This window comes from Mycobacterium sp. E796 (genome assembly GCF_001672815.1).
Classification (GTDB): Bacteria; Actinomycetota; Actinomycetes; order Mycobacteriales; family Mycobacteriaceae; genus Mycobacterium.
Window position 1 is genome coordinate 1 of the sequence record NZ_LZKK01000237.1, and the last position, 17,678, is coordinate 17,678.

11 protein-coding genes, 3 rRNA genes and 1 pseudogene are annotated in these 17,678 nt (G+C 64.1%); 7 read left to right on the plus strand and 8 right to left on the minus strand.

The features are described from left to right. Positions 1-939 (minus strand): acetyl-CoA C-acetyltransferase (locus A5706_RS17760; protein ID WP_068133075.1); only part of this gene is annotated, 939 nt, incomplete at its 3' end. A 78-nt stretch (positions 940-1,017) separates the two neighbouring features. Between A5706_RS17760 and mce the strand changes: the two genes are divergently transcribed. Beyond that, the gene (gene mce / locus A5706_RS17765; RefSeq protein ID WP_139329694.1) at positions 1,018-1,476 is read left to right on the plus strand and encodes a methylmalonyl-CoA epimerase; all 459 of its coding nucleotides are present in this window, start codon (positions 1,018-1,020) and stop codon (positions 1,474-1,476) included. A gap of 87 nt (positions 1,477-1,563) precedes the next feature. Here mce and A5706_RS32395 read toward each other — a convergent pair whose 3' ends face one another. Together A5706_RS32395 and nucS are read right to left on the minus strand one after the other, a co-directional pair. After that, positions 1,564-1,857 (minus strand): hypothetical protein, encoded by a 294-nt coding sequence (locus A5706_RS32395; RefSeq protein ID WP_156767199.1) that lies wholly within the window; start codon positions 1,855-1,857, stop codon positions 1,564-1,566. Continuing rightward, complete coding sequence (gene nucS, locus A5706_RS17770; RefSeq protein WP_068133055.1) at positions 1,857-2,528, minus strand: endonuclease NucS; 672 nt, start codon at positions 2,526-2,528, stop codon at positions 1,857-1,859. Before nucS ends, A5706_RS32395 begins: the two co-directional genes overlap by 1 nt. A gap of 45 nt (positions 2,529-2,573) precedes the next feature. On the opposite strand from nucS, the gene A5706_RS17775 reads away from it, so the two are divergent. Together A5706_RS17775 and A5706_RS17780 are read left to right on the plus strand one after the other, a co-directional pair. Next, on the plus strand, positions 2,574-4,187 hold the full coding sequence (locus A5706_RS17775; RefSeq protein WP_068133058.1) for an adenylate/guanylate cyclase domain-containing protein: 1,614 nt from the start codon (positions 2,574-2,576) through the stop codon (positions 4,185-4,187). A 152-nt stretch (positions 4,188-4,339) separates the two neighbouring features. After that, a complete protein-coding gene (locus A5706_RS17780) occupies positions 4,340-5,737 on the plus strand; it encodes an OFA family MFS transporter (RefSeq protein ID WP_068133061.1) in 1,398 nt (465 codons plus the stop codon). A 131-nt stretch (positions 5,738-5,868) separates the two neighbouring features. Here the strand turns inward: A5706_RS17780 and A5706_RS17785 are convergent. Continuing rightward, positions 5,869-7,071: pseudogene (locus A5706_RS17785) on the minus strand (MFS transporter); the annotation flags it as partial. Between the two features lie 90 nt (positions 7,072-7,161). Here A5706_RS17785 and A5706_RS17790 point away from each other — a divergent pair. The 3 genes from A5706_RS17790 to A5706_RS17800 all read left to right on the plus strand — a co-directional run bounded on the left by A5706_RS17790 (position 7,162) and on the right by A5706_RS17800 (position 10,094). Continuing rightward, the gene (locus A5706_RS17790) at positions 7,162-8,031 is read left to right on the plus strand and encodes a LysR family transcriptional regulator (RefSeq protein WP_068133078.1); all 870 of its coding nucleotides are present in this window, start codon (positions 7,162-7,164) and stop codon (positions 8,029-8,031) included. A gap of 87 nt (positions 8,032-8,118) precedes the next feature. After that, entirely contained in the window at positions 8,119-9,606 is a 1,488-nt protein-coding gene (locus A5706_RS17795; RefSeq protein WP_068133064.1) for a DNA-3-methyladenine glycosylase 2 family protein, read from the plus strand. Next, a complete protein-coding gene (locus A5706_RS17800) occupies positions 9,603-10,094 on the plus strand; it encodes a methylated-DNA--[protein]-cysteine S-methyltransferase (RefSeq protein WP_068133066.1) in 492 nt (163 codons plus the stop codon). The genes A5706_RS17795 and A5706_RS17800 overlap by 4 nt, the downstream gene beginning before the upstream one ends. A gap of 46 nt (positions 10,095-10,140) precedes the next feature. On the opposite strand, the gene rrf is transcribed toward A5706_RS17800, so the two are convergent. The 4 genes from rrf to murA all read right to left on the minus strand — a co-directional run bounded on the left by rrf (position 10,141) and on the right by murA (position 16,877). Beyond that, positions 10,141-10,253: ribosomal RNA gene (rrf, locus tag A5706_RS17805) — 5S ribosomal RNA — on the minus strand. Between the two features lie 99 nt (positions 10,254-10,352). Beyond that, positions 10,353-13,439 (minus strand): 23S ribosomal RNA (locus A5706_RS17810). Positions 13,440-13,725: 286 nt separating this feature from the next. Next, positions 13,726-15,245 (minus strand): 16S ribosomal RNA (locus tag A5706_RS17815). Together the 16S, 23S and 5S rRNA genes form the textbook arrangement of a ribosomal RNA operon. A 378-nt stretch (positions 15,246-15,623) precedes the next feature. Beyond that, entirely contained in the window at positions 15,624-16,877 is a 1,254-nt protein-coding gene (murA, locus tag A5706_RS17820) for a UDP-N-acetylglucosamine 1-carboxyvinyltransferase (protein WP_068133071.1), read from the minus strand. A 128-nt stretch (positions 16,878-17,005) separates the two neighbouring features. On the opposite strand from murA, the gene A5706_RS17825 reads away from it, so the two are divergent. Continuing rightward, positions 17,006-17,587, plus strand: coding sequence for a cob(I)yrinic acid a,c-diamide adenosyltransferase (locus A5706_RS17825; RefSeq protein ID WP_068133074.1), 582 nt, complete (start codon positions 17,006-17,008; stop codon positions 17,585-17,587). Positions 17,588-17,678 lie beyond the last annotated feature (91 nt).

Consider the following 17,678-nt stretch of genomic DNA (forward strand, 5'->3'; position numbering starts at 1 on the left):
GACGTCGAGCTGGTCGACCGAAATCCCCTCGCGGCCGAGCGCTTTCTTGATCGCGTTGGCGGGCTGGGACTGCAGCGTCGAATCCGGTCCGGCCACGACGCCGTGCGCGCCGATCTCGGCCAACCACGAAAGCCCCAGCTCCTGCGCTTTTGCCTTGTTCATCACCACGACCGCGGCCGCGCCATCGGAGATCTGCGACGCCGAACCGGCCGTGATGGTGCCATCGCGGCGAAACGCCGGCTTGAGCCCGGCCAGGGACTCCGCGGTGGTGTTGGCCCGGATGCCCTCATCCTCGGTGAATTGCAGCGGATCACCCTTGCGCTGCGGGATATTGACCGGCACGACTTCGTCGGTGAAGACGCCGTCCTTCCAGGCGGCGGCCGCCTTTTGGTGCGAGCGCGCTGCATACTCGTCCTGCTCGGCACGGGTGAACTTGTCGAGGTCGTTGCGCTGCTCGGTGAGCGCGCCCATCGGCTGGTCGGTGAACACGTCGTGCAGGCCGTCGTAGGCCATGTGATCCAGGACGGTGACGTCGCCGTACTTGTAGCCCGCCCGGCTGTCCATCAGCAAATGCGGCGCCTTCGTCATCGACTCCTGGCCGCCGGCCACCACGACGTCGAATTCGCCGGCACGAATGAGCTGGTCGGCGAGCGCAATGGCATCAATGCCGGACAGGCACATCTTGTTGATCGTCAGCGCCGGAACGTCCCAGCCGATGCCCGCCGCGACCGCCGCCTGCCGGGCCGGCATCTGTCCTGCCCCGGCCGTCAGTACCTGGCCCATGATCACGTACTCGACCGCACTCGCCGGCAACTTAGCCTTTTCCAGCGCGCCCGCGATCGCGATGGCGCCCAGGTCGCTGGCCGAGAAATCCTTCAGCGATCCCATCAACTTGCCGATGGGCGTCCGCGCCCCAGCAACTATCACCGACGTCGTCACGAGTTCCTCCTGAGCGTGCATCAACTGCCGTTTCCGCTACCTGGAGAAGCGGAATCTTTGCTGCCACGTTACCGTGGTGTGATGACGACCGACCAAGTTGATGCACGTCACCTCCTGGCAACCTCCTTGGTGACCGGCCTGGATCACGTCGGCATTGCGGTCGCCGACCTCGACGCCGCAATCACCTGGTATCACGACCACCTCGGCATGATCCTGGTGCACGAGGAAGTCAACGATGACCAGGGCATCCGCGAGGCGATGCTGGCCGTCCCCGGCACCACCGCGCAACTGCAGTTGATGGCCCCGCTCGACGACTCGTCGACGATCGCGAAGTTCATGGAGAAGCGCGGCCCGGGCATCCAACAGATGGCCGTTCGGGTCAGCGATCTGGACACCATCTGCGAGCAGCTGCGCGAGCAGGGCGTCCGCCTGGTCTACGACGCGGCGCGGCGCGGCACAGCAAACTCGCGGATCAACTTCATCCACCCCAAGGACGCGGGCGGTGTCCTGATCGAGTTGGTGGAGCCGGCCTCTTAAGACCGGCTTGTGCCGAGTGTGCGGCCAGCCGCACGTTCGGTGCCGAGTGTGCGGCCAGCCGCACGCTCGTCGATTCATGCCGGAGCTCTAGGACCACTTCCGGGTCGGGCCGCGGGTAGCGCGGTTGGCCCAGCACGGCGTGTGCCAGTGCCGCCGGTCCTCGAGCCCAGCGTGTGGTGAATCGGTCGGCCACACTACCAGATGCGCTGTGCCGGAACGTATTTCGTGGTCACAGCCGGGACAGCGGTAGGTCTTGAGCGCGCGGGCCGCCGCGATCGGCCGCACCTGGTACTCGTGACCGTCGGGGCCGATTTCCACGCGGCCCAGCACCGGCGACGGGATTGGCCGTTGACCATGTGGCGGTTTGCGGCGCGGACACATCAGAACAACCGGTATTCGTCGCTATCCATACCGCGCATCTTGTCGTAATCCAGTGTGATGCAACGGATTCCGCGATCGGTCGCGAGGGTGCGCGCCTGCGGCTTGATCTGCTGCGCGGCGAACACGCCTTTGACCGGCGCCAGAACGCTGTCGCGGTTGAGCAACTCGAGATAGCGGGTGAGCTGTTCCACTCCGTCGATCTCGCCGCGCCGCTTGATCTCCACCGCGACCGAGCCACCCCGTTCGTCGCGACACAGCAGATCGACGGGACCGATCGCGGTCATGTACTCGCGGCGCACCAACGTGTATCCCTCGCCCAGCAGTTGCACGTGCTCGGCGAGCAACGCCTGAAGGTGGGCCTCCACGCCGTCCTTGACCAGTCCCGGGTCGACACCCAGGTCGTGGCTCGAGTCGTGTTCGATGTCCTCCACCGTGATGCGCAGCTGCTCGCCCGCCTTGTTCTCGACCACCCACACCGGCGCCTGATCGCCGAGCTCCTCGGTCAACCAGCACGGCGGGCTCATCCAATTCAACGGCTTGTAGGCGCGGTCGTCGGCGTGCACGCTCACCGAGCCGTCGGCTTTGAACAGCAGCAACCGTCGCGCCGACGGCAGGTGTGCGGTGAGTCGGCCGACGTAGTCGACGGTGCATTGGGCGATGACAAGGCGCACCCGACTCACCTTAGAGCGTGGGCGACAAATTAGGCTGGCGCCACGATGTCGGCCAAAATGAGCGTGGCCCAACGTATCGGCCGGGTGCTCGAGAGGATCACCCGCCAGAGCGGCCGCCTGCCGGATACCCCTGCATATGGCTCGTTGATCCTCGGGCGGGTGGCGGAAAGCCAACGACGGCGCCGTATCCGCATCCAGGTCATCATGACGGTGCTGGTCCTCGGTGTGAACCTGATCGGCATTGGGGTGGCCCTGCTGTTGGTGATAGTCGCGATTCCCGAGCCGAGCATCTTCCGCGACGCGCCGGCCTGGCTCACGTTCGGGGTCTCCCCGGCCTACATCGCGGCGGCTCTGGCGGTGGGCACGTATTGGATCACCCGCCGCACCGTGCTCGCTTTGCGGTGGGCGATCGAGGAGCGCGAACCGACCGCGGAGGACGAGCGCAACACCTTCCTGGCGCCGTGGCGACTCGCCATGTACGACCTCGTCCTGTGGGGCATCGGGACGGTGGTGTACACGACGCTCTACGGTCTGGCCAACACATTGTTCATCCCGAGGTTCCTCCTCGTCGTCAGCTTCTGCGGCGTCCTGGTGGCCACCGCCAGCTATCTGCTCGCAGAGTTCGCGCTTCGCCCGATTGCCGCCCAGGCGCTTGAGGCGGGACCACCGCCACGGCGGTTTTCGGCGGGCATCATGGGCCGCACGATGGTCGTCTGGTTCCTGGGTTCCGGCGTGCCCGTCATCGGCATCGGCCTGCTGGCAATTTTCCAGATCCTGCTGCGCAACCTGACCGAGACCGAGTTCGCGGTCGGCGTGCTGATCATTTCAGTCGCCACACTCATCTTCGGTTGCGCCCTGATGTGGATTCTCGCCTGGCTGACGGCGACCCCGGTGCGGGTGGTGCGTGCGGCGCTGCGCCGCGTCGAGCAGGGCAACCTGCGCGGCAACCTGGTGGTCTTCGACGGGACCGAGCTCGGCGAGCTGCAGCGCGGGTTCAACGCGATGGTCGACGGGCTGCGTGAACGTGAACGCGTGCGCGACCTTTTCGGCCGGCACGTCGGCCGCGAGGTCGCCCTGGCGGCCGAGCGCGAGCGACCGAAATTGGGCGGCGAAGAACGACACGTCGCCGTCGTTTTCATCGACGTCGTCGGCTCCACCCAACTGGTGACCAGTAAGCCCCCGACCCAAGTCGTCGACGTGCTCAACCGATTTTTCGCGATCGTCGTCGAGGAAGTGGACCGCCATCGCGGACTGGTCAACAAGTTCGAAGGCGATGCCTCGCTTGCCATTTTCGGAGCCCCGAATCATCTCGACTCGCCCGAGAACGAGGCCCTCGCCGCGGCGCGTTGCATCGCCGAGCGGCTCGCCGCCGAGATGTGCGAGCTCGAGGCCGGCATCGGCGTGGCGGCGGGCCAGGTCGTCGCCGGCAACGTGGGCGCCAAGGAACGGTTCGAATACACCGTGATCGGCGAGCCGGTCAACGAGGCCGCACGGCTGTGCGAGCTGGCCAAGTCCCGTCCCGGTGGATTGCTCGCGACGGCCGACGCGCTCGAGGGCGCGAGCGAAGAGGAAAGGGCGCGTTGGTCTTTGGGTGAGACGGTGACCCTTCGGGGGCACGAGCGTCCAACCCGGCTGGCGTTCCTAGCCGACGCGCAGTAAATCCCGGGTGACAACGCCTGTGGTCAACGCGCTCAGCAGTATCGATAGAAATCCATTATCGGACAATAGAAATCGCGCCTTGACCGCCGCGTGAGTCTGCGCCAATAGTGGCGGCGGGACGGAGCTCCGTGCCCGCGTCAGAAGGGTGCATCTTGACAAGCGTTGCGTTGCTTGATCGTTCGAGAATAGTCGCTGGTCCCCGATGGAGCCGCTGGCTGGTTCCGCCCGCCGCGCTGTCCATCCACCTGGCCATCGGCTCGGCCTACGCCTGGAGTGTCTTCAAGATCCCGCTGGAGAAATCGCTGCACGTCTCCGGAACCGCGAGCGCGATGCCGTTCACTGTCGCCATTGTGATGCTGGGCCTTTCGGCCGCGGCGTTCGGCACGCGGGTTGACCACTACGGACCGCGCTGGGCCATGGTCGTTGCCACCGTGTGCTTTTGCAGCGGGTTGCTGATCGCCGGATGCGGAGTTTCGGTTCACCAATACTGGCTCGTCGTAGTGGGGTACGGGGTCGTTGGAGGGGTCGGCCTCGGTATCGGCTACATCTCGCCGGTGTCGACGCTCATCAAGTGGTTTCCCGATCGCCCCGGCATGGCGACCGGCTTGGCGATCATGGGCTTTGGCGGTGGGGCCCTGATCGCGTCCCCGTGGACGAACAGCCTGCTCGACGCGTTCGGCCGCAACAGCACCGCCGGTGTGGCCAGGACCTTCCTGGTGATGGGATGTGCCTATGCGGTGTTCATGGCGATGGGGTGCCTGCTGATCCGGGTGCCGGCGCCGGATTGGACGCCGGAGGGTTGGAAACCCAAGCCGCACAAGGCCGGATCGCTGATTACCACGGCCGGTGTGTCGGCGGCCAACGCGATCAAGACGCCCCAGTTCTGGCTGTTGTGGGTGGTGCTCTGTTTCAACGTGACCGCCGGCATCGGCATCCTGGAGAAGGCCTCGCCGATCTACCAGGACTTCTTCCCGAGGGCGCCCCGCGCGGCGGCGTTGGCCTCCGCGGCCGCCGGGTTCGTCGCGCTGCTGTCGCTGGCCAACATGCTCGGCCGGATCGGCTGGTCGTCGTTGTCGGATGCGCTTGGTCGCAAGAACATGTACCGGCTCTACCTCGGCGGCGGCGCCGTTCTTTATCTCACGTTGGCGCTGACGACCAATTCCAGCAAGCTGACCTTCCTGCTGTGCACCGTGCTGATCCTGTCGTTCTACGGCGCGGGGTTCTCGACCGTTCCCGCGTACCTGCGTGACCTGTTCGGCACTTACGAGGTCGGCGCCATCCACGGCAGGCTGCTGACGGCCTGGTCGGTCGCGGGCGTGCTGGGCCCGCTGATCGTGAACGCGATCGCCGACTCGCAGAAGGCGGCCGGGAAGCATGGCCCGGACCTCTACATCGTGTCGTTCAGCGTGATGATCGCCCTGCTGGTCGTCGGGCTGGTCTGCAACGAGCTGATCGGGCCGGTGGCCGCCAAGCATCACGTGCCCGCCCCGCCCGGCGACGCCGGGGCGCCCGAGACCATTTCGGATCTTCAGCCGGAGGCACACGCATGACTAAGCCGGTCCCCGACCGTCGCATCGGTCCCGCCCTCATCGCACTGGCCTGGGTGTGGGTCGCCGTCCCGTTCACTTATGGGGTCTGGCAACTCTTTTCGAAGATCGGCCAGTTGTTCGGCGCCTGAGCGGAAGCCCGTTTCCCTCACCAAGAACACCGCGAGCGCCACGCCGCCGAGGACGAGGGCGCCCACGAACCAGACCGTGGCCGGCCAGCCGCCGGCGCCGTAGACCAGGCCGCCGAAGGCGCCGGCGACCGACCCGCCCAGGTAGTAGCTGAACAGGTAGAGCGCCGAGGCCTCGGCGCGGTCCCGGCGCGCCGCCGCGCCCACCCACCCGCTGGCCACGGTGTGCGCGGCGAAGAATCCGCCGGTGAACACGCCGAGCCCGACGACGACCGCGATCACCGAATGCGGGACGGTCAGCGCCAGGCCGGTCACCGTGATCGGCAAGGCACCGCCCAGCACCAGCGCGCGTCCGCGGCGGTCGGCCAGCCGCCCGGCCACCACCGACGTCCAAGTGCCGGCCAGGTACAGCACGAACAACAGACCGACCAGCGACGGCGCCAGTCCGAACGGCGGGGCGGCCAACCGGTAGCCCAGGTAGTTGTACACCGTGACGAAGCCGCCCATCAGCGTGAAGCCCAACGCGAAAAGCTTCAGCAACACGGGGTTTCGCAGATGCGCGGCGAGGTTACGTGCAGTGGCGCGCACGTTTGTGGCCTTCGGGGTGAAGAACTGCGACCGGGGCACCAGGACGGCGAAGACGGCCGTGCCGGCCAGCGTCGTCAGCGAGCACACCAACAGCGCGACCCGCCAATTGCTGACATCGACGACCAGCGAAGGAACGATCCGCCCGGTCAGCCCACCGACGGTGGTCCCGGCGATGTACCGCCCCATCGCCGAACCGAGCGACGACGCGTGCACCTCTTCGGCGAGGAAAGCCATTGCGACCGCCGGTATCCCGGCGAGCGCGACGCCGTGCAGCGCGCGGCCCGCGAGCAGAACGCCGAGCGAGGGACTGAAGGGCAACAGCAACCCGATCACGCTGGAGGCGACTCCCGACGTCAGCATCACGGGGATGCGCCCGTAGCGCTCGGAGAGCACGCTCGCGGGGATGATCGACAGCGCCAGCACCCCCGTGGTCAGCGCGACTGTCAATGCGGCGGTGGCAGGGCTGATCCGGTAATAGGTCGAGAAGGCCGGCAGCAGGGCCTGGGTGCAATACATCGCGGCGAAACTGGCCAGGCCGGCGCCGTAGAGCGCTGCGGTCACCCGCCGGTATCCGCTGCTTCCGATTCGGTGGGCGGTAGGACTCGAGGTCGCGTGAGGCATGGCAACGATGTTTCGCGCCGGGGCCTGGGAAAGGAAATGAATTGTTTGTCGAGTTATGATGCATTTATTACATAAGTAGAGGTGACAGCGTTGGTTGAGGGCGATTACGAGTGGTTCGTCACACTCGCGGAGCTTCAGAACGTCACGTCCGCGGCCGAACAGCTCCATATCGCGCAGCCGACGCTCACCAGGATGTTGGCGCGCCTGGAACGCCGGCTGGGCATCGCGCTGTTCGAACGACGCGGCAGGCGCCTCGCGCTGAACACTTACGGCCGCATTTTTTACGAGCACGCGCGCCGGGCACAGCTTGAGCTGGACTCGGCCCGACGGGCGATCGAGGACCTGGCGAATCCGGCGGTCAGCGAGATCCGGCTTGGGTTCTTGAGTTCGTTCGGGTCGACGGTGGTGCCGCGCTTGATCGCGGGGTTCACCGCGGCGTCACCGCGCGTGGCATTCACGCTCGAGGAAGGTGCGGCCGAATCGATCGGCGATCTCGTGCAATCCAGGTCGGTCGACGTCGGGGTGGTTTCGCCGCGGCCGCGCGGGCCAACGTTCGCCTGGCGCAGCCTGTTTCGTCAGCGCCTCGGCGTCGCCGTCCCGCCCGGGCACCGGCTCACGGCCGCTGCGGTGGTGAGCATGACCGACCTGGCCGACGAGCCCTTCGTGGCCATGCATCCCGGGTTCGGCATGCGGCGGCTGCTCGACGAGCTCTGCGCCGCAGCGCAATTCCAGCCGCGGATCGTCCTGCAATCGGCCAACCTGACCACAACCGCGGGACTGGTCGCCGCGGGCCTGGGCATCAGCTTGATGCCCATTGACGGCACCGAGCACGCACCCGGGATGAGTGTGCTGCCGCTGGCCGACGCCGACGCTTACCGCGACGTCGGGATGATCTGGAGTTCCGGCCGGCCGCTGTCGCGCCCGGCCCGGGACTTCATCGCGTCCGCCGCGACCCTGTGAGGGCAGCAACCCGGCGACCGGCCGCCCGCCCACGATCATGTCGCTTTTCCGCCAGTTTTGTCGGTGGGCGGGTGTAAGTGTGGAACCGTGCACGAAGATTTCGAGCGCTGCTACCGGGCCGTCCAGTCCAAGGACGCCCGCTTCGACGGTTGGTTCGTCACGGCGGTGTTGACCACGCGCATCTATTGCCGGCCCAGCTGCCCGGTGCGGCCACCCTTCGCCCGCAACGTGCGGTTCTATCCGACCGCGGCGGCCGCGCAGAAAGCCGGATTCCGCGCCTGCAAGCGATGCCGTCCCGACGCGTCGCCCGGATCACCCGAATGGAACATGCGCGGTGACGTCGTCGCGCGCACCATGCGGCTGATCGCGGACGGCACGGTGGACCGCGAAGGCGTCGGCGGACTCGCGGCCCGCCTCGGTTACACGACCCGTCAGCTGGAGCGCCTCCTGCAGGCCGAGGTCGGCGCCGGGCCACTGGCGCTGGCCCGCGCACAACGGGCGCAGACCGCCCGGGTGCTCATCGAGACCACGGACCTACCGTTCGGCGATGTCGCCTTCGCCGCCGGGTTTTCCAGCATCCGCCAGTTCAACGACACCGTGCGTCTGGTGTTCGAGGTCACACCGACGGCGCTGCGCAAACGCGCCGCGGCGCGGTCGACGTCGGGCACCAATTCGCCTGGGGCGCTGTGCCTCCGGCTACCAGTGCGCACACCGTTCGCCTACGAGGGCGTATTCGGTCACCTCGCGGCCGGCATGGTGCCCGGCTGTGAGGAGGTCCGCGACGGCGCCTACCGGCGCAGCCTTCGGCTGCCGCGGGGCGGCGCCGTCGTGACGCTGACGCCGGCCGTCGACCACGTGCGCTGCCAACTGACGCTCGACGACTTCCGCGACCTCACCACCGCGATCGCCCGCTGCCGGCGGTTGCTGGACCTCGACGCCGATCCCGAAGCCGTGGTGGACGCGCTGACCGCCGATCCGGAGCTGGCACCGGTGGTGAAAAAGGCCCCGGGGCAACGGGTTCCGCGCACTGTCGACGAGGCCGAGCTCGCCGTGCGCGCCGTGCTCGGCCAACAGGTGTCGACCAAGGCGGCGAGAACACACGCGGGCAGGCTGGTCGCGGCCTACGGGAGCCCCATCAAGGATCCCGCGGGCGCACTGACCCACACCTTCCCGTCCGTCGAACAGCTGGCGGAGATCGATCCGATCCACCTGGCGGTCCCCACGGCCCGGCAACGAACGCTCGCCGCGCTGGTCGCGGGGCTCGCCGACGGAAGCATCGTCCTGGACGCGGGCAGCGATTGGGACAGCGCCCGCGCGCAGCTGCTGGCGCTGCCGGGCGTCGGTCCCTGGACCGCGGAGGTGATCGCGATGCGCGCGCTGGGCGATCCGGACGCCTTTCCCGCCAGCGACCTCGGACTCCGCTTGGCCGCAGAGGAACTCGGGTTGCCCGCGGATCAGCGAAGGCTCGTCGAACGCAGCGCGCGTTGGCGGCCCTGGCGCTCCTACGCCACCCAGCATCTCTGGACCACCCTCGAGCATCCGGTAAACCATTGGCCACCACTGGAGGTCGCATGATCCGCTACCGCACGATCGACAGCCCGATCGGGTTCCTGACCCTGGCGGGGCACGGGTCGGTTCTGACGAATCTGCGAATGGTCGACCAGACCTACGAACCCGACCGCGCGGACTGGGCGCCCGATCCCCGGGCCTTCGACGACGCCGTCGAACAACTGGTCGCGTACTTCGCTGGCGAGCGCACCGAGTTCGACATCCAGCTCGAGCTGGGTGGCACCGAGTTCCAGCGGCGGGTATGGAAGGCGCTGTTGACGATCCCGTACGGCGAGACCCGTTCGTACGGGGAAATCGCCGAGCAGATCGGGGCCCCGGGATCCGCGCGGGCCGTCGGCTGGGCCAACGGCCACAATCCGATCGCCATCGTCGTCCCCTGCCACCGGGTGATCGGCGCCAATGGAAGCCTGACCGGGTTCGGTGGCGGCCTCGACCGAAAACGCACACTGCTCGAATTGGAAAAGCGTAGCGAGAATTTGACGCTATTCGATTAATGGCGAATGCAAAAACACCCCCGTTGCCGGGGGTGTTTTTGTATATGTTCGGCGGTGTCCTACTTTTCCACCCGAGTGGGCAGTATCATTGGCGCTGACAGGCTTAGCTTCCGGGTTCGGGATGGGACCGGGCGTTTCCCTGTCGCTGTGGCCGCCGTAACTCTATTACGGAACTCTATTTTGTTGGTGTATTGGTGGGGGGTGTGGTGCGCCACGACATTTCTGTCAGGCGCTGGAATGTGGTTGCGAGTTGTTGTGTTTGGTAAGTTTTCGGCCGGTTAGTGCCAGTTCCCTGCACCCATTGCTGGGCTTCTAGGTCTGGCCTATCGAACCCGTGTTCTGCGGGGGGCCTTATCCCTCTAAAAGGGTGAGAAACCTGATCTTGGAGAAGGTTTCCCGCTTAGATGCTTTCAGCGGTTATCCTGTCCGAACGTAGCTATCCAGCGGTGCCCCTGGTGGGACAACTGGTGCACTAGAGGTTCGTCCGTCCCGGTCCTCTCGTACTAGGGACAGGTTTCCTCAAGTTTCTGACGCGCGCGGCGGATAGAGACCGAACTGTCTCACGACGTTCTAAACCCAGCTCGCGTGCCGCTTTAATGGGCGAACAGCCCAACCCTTGGGACCTGCTCCAGCCCCAGGATGCGACGAGCCGACATCGAGGTGCCAAACCATCCCGTCGATATGGACTCTTGGGGAAGATCAGCCTGTTATCCCCGGGGTACCTTTTATCCGTTGAGCGACACCCCTTCCACTCGGGGGTGCCGGATCACTAATCCCGACTTTCGTCCCTGCTTGACTTGTAAGTCTCGCAGTCAAGCTCCCTTGTGCATTTACACTCGCCACCTGATTGCCGTCCAGGTTGAGGGAACCTTTGGGCGCCTCCGTTACATTTTAGGAGGCAACCGCCCCAGTTAAACTACCCGCCAGGCACTGTCCGTGAACCCGATAAGGGTTCGACGTTAGGTGTCCAATACGATCAGAGTGGTATTTCAACAACGACTCCGCCCCAACTGGCGTTGGGGTTTCACAGTCTCCCACCTATCCTACACAAACCGTACCGAACACCAATACCAAGTTGTAGTGAAGGTCCCGGGGTCTTTTCGTCCTGCCGCGCGTAACGAGCATCTTTACTCGTAGTGCAATTTCGCCGAGTCTATGGTTGAGACAGTCGAGAAGTCGTTACGCCATTCGTGCAGGTCGGAACTTACCCGACAAGGAATTTCGCTACCTTAGGATGGTTATAGTTACCACCGCCGTTTACTGGGGCTTAAATTCTCCGCTTCACCCTTGCGGGTTAACGGGTCCTCTTAACCTTCCAGCACCGGGCAGGCGTCAGTCCGTATACATCGTCTTGCGACTTCGCACGGACCTGTGTTTTTAGTAAACAGTCGCTTCTCGCTGGTTTCTGCGACCGGATCCCGCTCCCAGCGCAAGGCTGTTCACGGTATTCCGGCCCCCCTTCTCCCGAAGTTACGGGGGCATTTTGCCGAGTTCCTTAACCATAGTTATCTCGTACGCCTCGGTATGCTCTACCTGACCACCTGTGTCGGTTTGGGGTACGGGCCGTGTGTGTGCTCGCTAGAGGCTTTTCTTGGCAGCAGAGGATCACCGAATTCGCCTCAATCGGCTATGCATCACCTCTCAGGAATATGAGCGACGGATTTGCCTATCGCTCTCCCTACAGGTTTGCCCCAGTATTACCACTGACTGGTACGGCTACCTTCCTGCGTCACCCCATTGCTTGACTACTACCAATCCGGGTCCCACGCAGCCGGCGATCTTCGCACCCCGAAGGGATTGATAGACCACCTTTTGGGTGGTTAGCAGAATTGATTCATCACGGGCGCCCACACACGGGTACGGGAATATCAACCCGTTGTCCATCGACTACGCCTGTCGGCCTCGCCTTAGGTCCCGACTCACCCTGGGCGGACTGGCCTGGCCCAGGAACCCTTGGTCTTACGGCGGGCAAGGTTCTCACTTGCCTTATCGCTACTCATGCCTGCATTCTCACTCCCCCACCCTCCACCACCGGTCACCCGGCGGCTTCGCTGAATGGGGGACGCTCCCCTACCCAACCTTGCGGTTGTCGCGGCTTCGGCGGTGTGCTTGAGCCCCGCTACATTATCGGCGCACAATCACTTGACCAGTGAGCTATTACGCACTCTTTCAAGGGTGGCTGCTTCTAAGCCAACCTCCTGGTTGTCTCTGCGACTGCACATCCTTTCCCACTTAGCACACGCTTTGGGGCCTTAGCCGGCGATCTGGGCTGTTTCCCTTTCGACGTACGGAGCTTATCCCCCGCCGTCTCACTGCCACGCTATACACCACGGCATTCGGAGTTTGGCTGACGTCAGTAACCTAGTAGGGCCCATCGGCCATCCAGTAGCTCTACCTCCGTGGTGAAACACGCAACGCTGCACCTAAATGCATTTCGGGGAGAACCAGCTATCACGGAGTTTGATTGGCCTTTCACCCCTACCCACAACTCATCCCCTCAGTCTTCAACCTAAGTGGGTTCGGGCCTCCACGCGGTCTTACCCGCGCTTCACCCTGGCCATGGGTAGATCACTCCGCTTCGGGTCCAGAACATGCCACTCAAGCGCCCTATTCAGACTCGCTTTCGCTGCGGCTACCCCACACGGGTTAACCTTGCGACATGTCCCTGACTCGCAGGCTCATTCTTCAAAAGGCACGCCATCACCCCACGAGGAGGCTCTGACGGATTGTAGGCACACGGTTTCAGGTACTCTTTCACTCCCCTCCCGGGGTACTTTTCACCATTCCCTCACGGTACTAATCCGCTATCGGTCATCGAGAAGTATTTAGGCTTACCGGGTGGTCCCGGCAGATTCACAGCAGATTCCACGGGCCCGCTGCTACTCGGGAGTTGATACAAGGTAGGTGCCGAGTTTTCGCGTACCGGGCTCTCACCGTCTATGGCGGACCATCCCAGGCCACTTCCGCTAACTACGACACTTTCTGACTACCTCCCAGCCAGGTAGAGCTGAGACGTATCAATCCCACAACCCCGCACACACAACCCCTACCCGGTTACACATGCGTGCGGTTTAGCCATGTTCCGCGTTCGCTCGCCACTACTGACGGAATCACAATTGTTTTCTTCTCCTACGGGTACTGAGATGTTTCACTTCCCCGCGTTCCCTCCCGCACCCTATATATTCAGATGCGGGTAACACGACATCACTCGTGCTGGGTTTCCCCATTCGGAAATCCTCGGATCAACGCTCGGTTGACAGCTCCCCGAGGCATATCGCAGCCTCCCACGTCCTTCATCGGCTCTCGATGCCAAGGCATCCACCATGCGCCCTTAAGCACTTACAAAACACAAAAACCAAAGAAAAATTACACATTTCAACGAATCCGCCACACTCCATTTCGGAGGCAACGCATTCGTTTAGATGCTCGCAACCACTATCCAGTTCTCAAACACCACACCCCACCACCAAGATGGGGGGACAAGCACTCAATCGATCCGAGTGTTGCCTCAGGGCCCAATAGTGTGTCTGGCAATCATTTGCTGTTGTGCACCCGGCCCCGCCCACTACAGGCGAGAACCCCTCACGGCTTGCACCCCACCAATTGGGGTGCTTTTCGTGGTGCTCCTTAGAAAGGAGGTGATCCAGCCGCACCTTCCGGTACGGCTACCTTGTTACGACTTCGTCCCAATCGCCGATCCCACCTTCGACAGCTCCCTCCCAAAGGGTTAGGCCACTGGCTTCGGGTGTTACCGACTTTCATGACGTGACGGGCGGTGTGTACAAGGCCCGGGAACGTATTCACCGCAGCGTTGCTGATCTGCGATTACTAGCGACTCCGACTTCACGGGGTCGAGTTGCAGACCCCGATCCGAACTGAGACCGGCTTTAAAAGGATTCGCTTAACCTTGCGGCATCGCAGCCCTTTGTACCGGCCATTGTAGCATGTGTGAAGCCCTGGACATAAGGGGCATGATGACTTGACGTCATCCCCACCTTCCTCCGAGTTGACCCCGGCAGTCTCTCACGAGTCCCCGCCATTACGCGCTGGCAACATGAGACAAGGGTTGCGCTCGTTGCGGGACTTAACCCAACATCTCACGACACGAGCTGACGACAGCCATGCACCACCTGCACACAGGCCACAAGGGAACCGACATCTCTGCCGGCGTCCTGTGCATGTCAAACCCAGGTAAGGTTCTTCGCGTTGCATCGAATTAATCCACATGCTCCGCCGCTTGTGCGGGCCCCCGTCAATTCCTTTGAGTTTTAGCCTTGCGGCCGTACTCCCCAGGCGGGGTACTTAATGCGTTAGCTACGGCACGGATCCCAAGGAAGGAAACCCACACCTAGTACCCACCGTTTACGGCGTGGACTACCAGGGTATCTAATCCTGTTCGCTCCCCACGCTTTCGCTCCTCAGCGTCAGTTACTGCCCAGAGACCCGCCTTCGCCACCGGTGTTCCTCCTGATATCTGCGCATTCCACCGCTACACCAGGAATTCCAGTCTCCCCTGCAGTACTCCAGTCTGCCCGTATCGCCCGCACGCTCACAGTTAAGCCGTGAGATTTCACGAACAACGCGACAAACCACCTACGAGCTCTTTACGCCCAGTAATTCCGGACAACGCTCGCACCCTACGTATTACCGCGGCTGCTGGCACGTAGTTGGCCGGTGCTTCTTCTGCAGGTACCGTCACTTGCGCTTCGTCCCTGCTGAAAGAGGTTTACAACCCGAAGGCCGTCATCCCCCACGCGGCGTCGCTGCATCAGGCTTGCGCCCATTGTGCAATATTCCCCACTGCTGCCTCCCGTAGGAGTCTGGGCCGTATCTCAGTCCCAGTGTGGCCGGACACCCTCTCAGGCCGGCTACCCGTCGTCGCCTTGGTAGGCCGTCACCCCACCAACAAGCTGATAGGCCGCGGGCCCATCCCACACCGCAAAAGCTTTCCACCCCAAGGCATGCGCCTCGGGGTCCTATCCGGTATTAGACCCAGTTTCCCAGGCTTATCCCGAAGTGCAGGGCAGATTACCCACGTGTTACTCACCCGTTCGCCACTCGAGTACCCCCGAAGGGGCCTTTCCGTTCGACTTGCATGTGTTAAGCACGCCGCCAGCGTTCGTCCTGAGCCAGGATCAAACTCTCCAAACAAAAACCCCTCGATAACGAGGTGAATTTACAATCAGAGAAAATCTGACCTAACAAAAGACACCAATATTACTGGCATCAAAAAACGACCATACCCACACACGGGGGGTGCAAGTATGGTCAAAAACAACAACAAAATAAAAAGACCAAACACACTATTGAGTTCTCAAACAACACTCACGCTTGTCTTCGCCCGCTTCCGGGCAACCCTGCCAGCTTAATACCGGTCTGGCGGAGGCGTCAAGCCCCAGTTTTGGCCATCTCATGGTGGTGACCGCTGCGGGGCAGCCGTGCCAGGCTAGTACCGATCCGGCGAGGGAGTCAAGCCCCGGTTTCGGCCATCTTCGTGAGGTGACCGCCCTTGTGGGGCACTGACTTTGACTACTCTACCCGCTCGATCTCCGCTCCCAAAATCGCGAGGTTTTCCACGAACAACGGGTAGCCGCGATCGATGTGAAAGACGTCGTGAACCTCGGTGTCGCCGTCGGCGACCAGCCCCGCCAGCACCAGGCCGGCGCCGGCCCGGATGTCCGAGCACCAGACCGGCGCGCTGGAAAGTTGCGGCAGGCCACGCACGACGGCGTGGTGCCCGTCGGTGCGAGCGTCGGCGCCCAGCCGGATCATCTCCTCGACGAACCGGAAGCGCGCCTCGAACACGTTCTCGGTGATCATCGAGGTGCCGTCGGCGATCGATGCCAGCGCGATCGCCATGGGCTGCAGGTCAGTGGGAAAACCGGGGAACGGCAGCGTCGCCACGTTGACGGCCTTCGGGCGCTCGTACTGGGCGACCCGGAAGCTGTTGTCGGTCTGGGTGACGGTCGCACCGGCGTCGTGCAGCTTGTGCAGCACCACCTGCAGGTGGGCCGGGTCGACGCCGGTGACCTTGATGTCGCCCCGGGTCATCGCGGCGGCGATACCCCACGTGGCGGCGACGATGCGGTCCCCGATCACCCGATGCTCGGTGGGGTGCAGCCGCGGGACGCCGGTGATCGTCATGGTCGGCGATCCCGCGCCTTCGATCTGCGCGCCCATCTGGTTCAGCATCGTGCACAGGTCCACCACGTCCGGTTCGCGCGCCGCGTTGTGAATCGTGGTGACGCCCTCCGCGACGACGGCGGCCATCAGGATGTTCTCGGTGGCCCCCACCGAGGGGAACTCCAGCTGAATTTCCGCGCCGCGCAACGTTTCTGCCTGAGCAACCACGCACCCGTGCTCGATGTTGCACTGCGCGCCCAGCTGCCGCAGGCCGGCCTGATGCATGTCCAGCGGCCGGGAACCGATCGCGTCACCGCCCGGCAGCGCGACCCTGGCGCGCTTGCACCGGCCGACAAGTGGCCCGAGCACGCAAACGGAAGCGCGGAACTGTCGCACCGCGGCGAAGTCGGCGTCGTACTTGGGTTCGTCGGGCGAGGTGATGCGGGCGACGTCGCCGTCGAGTTCGACGGTGGCGCCCAGGCCGCGCAATACCTCCGCCATCAGCGGAACGTCGAGGATGTCCGGGCAGTTGGTGATGGTGCTGGTGCCCTCGGCCAGCAGGGTCGCCGCCATCAGCTTGAGCACGCTGTTCTTGGCGCCCCCCACAGCGACTTCGCCTGACAACCGGGTACCGCCGGTCACCACGAATCGCTCAGCCACCCGCGTCAGTCTAGTGAAGCGGTATCGGCTTGTCAGTCAAGCTCGCTTGACGACGATGCACTCCGCGGAGCGGAGTGAGGAGAAGTCAAGCAATCGATCGCGGCCGCCTGCCGAGTACCGTTTGGCTCATGGCGATACACCTGACCCGCATCTATACGCGAACCGGCGACGACGGAACGACGGGATTGAGCGATTTCTCACGGGTCTCCAAAAACGACCCGCGCCTGGTGGCGTACGCGGACTGTGACGAGGCCAACTCCGCGATCGGCGTCGCGATCGCCCTCGGCCAACCCGACGAGGAAATCGCCGGCGTGCTGCGCCAGATCCAGAACGACTTGTTCGACGCCGGTGCAGATCTCTCCACCCCCGTGGTGGAGAACCCCGAACATCCCCCGCTGCGGGTCGCCCAGTCCTACGTCGATCGGCTCGAGGCGTGGTGCGACAAATATAATGAGCCCCTGCCGGCGCTGAATTCCTTTGTGCTGCCCGGCGGTTCGCCGTTGTCGGCGCTGTTGCACGTCGCCCGCACCGTGGTGCGCCGCGCCGAGCGCTCGGCGTGGTCCGCGCTCGATTCCCACCCCGACGGGGTCAGCGTGCTGCCGGCCAAATACCTGAACCGGCTGTCGGACCTGCTGTTCATCCTGGCCCGGTCGGCCAACCCCGACGGGGACGTGCTGTGGCGGCCCGGCGGCGGCGCCGCGAACCCGTAGGCGGCATCGAGTCTGCGCACTGACCGCATTCCTGTCCTGGCTGGAGTCGCGGCCCTCACCGCGCGCCCGCCGCCGCAGCGTCTAGCGCCGA

Excerpts from the sequence above, each read along its gene's own strand:
- A5706_RS17800 (WP_068133066.1), top strand. The coding sequence starts at position 9,603 with ATGATCCGCTACCGCACGATCGACAGCCCGATCGGGTTCCTGACCCTG.
- A5706_RS32395 (WP_156767199.1), bottom strand. The coding sequence starts at position 1,857 with ATGTGTCCGCGCCGCAAACCGCCACATGGTCAACGGCCAATCCCGTCG.
- A5706_RS17775 (WP_068133058.1), top strand. The coding sequence starts at position 2,574 with ATGTCGGCCAAAATGAGCGTGGCCCAACGTATCGGCCGGGTGCTCGAG.
- A5706_RS17825 (WP_068133074.1), top strand. The coding sequence starts at position 17,006 with ATGGCGATACACCTGACCCGCATCTATACGCGAACCGGCGACGACGGA.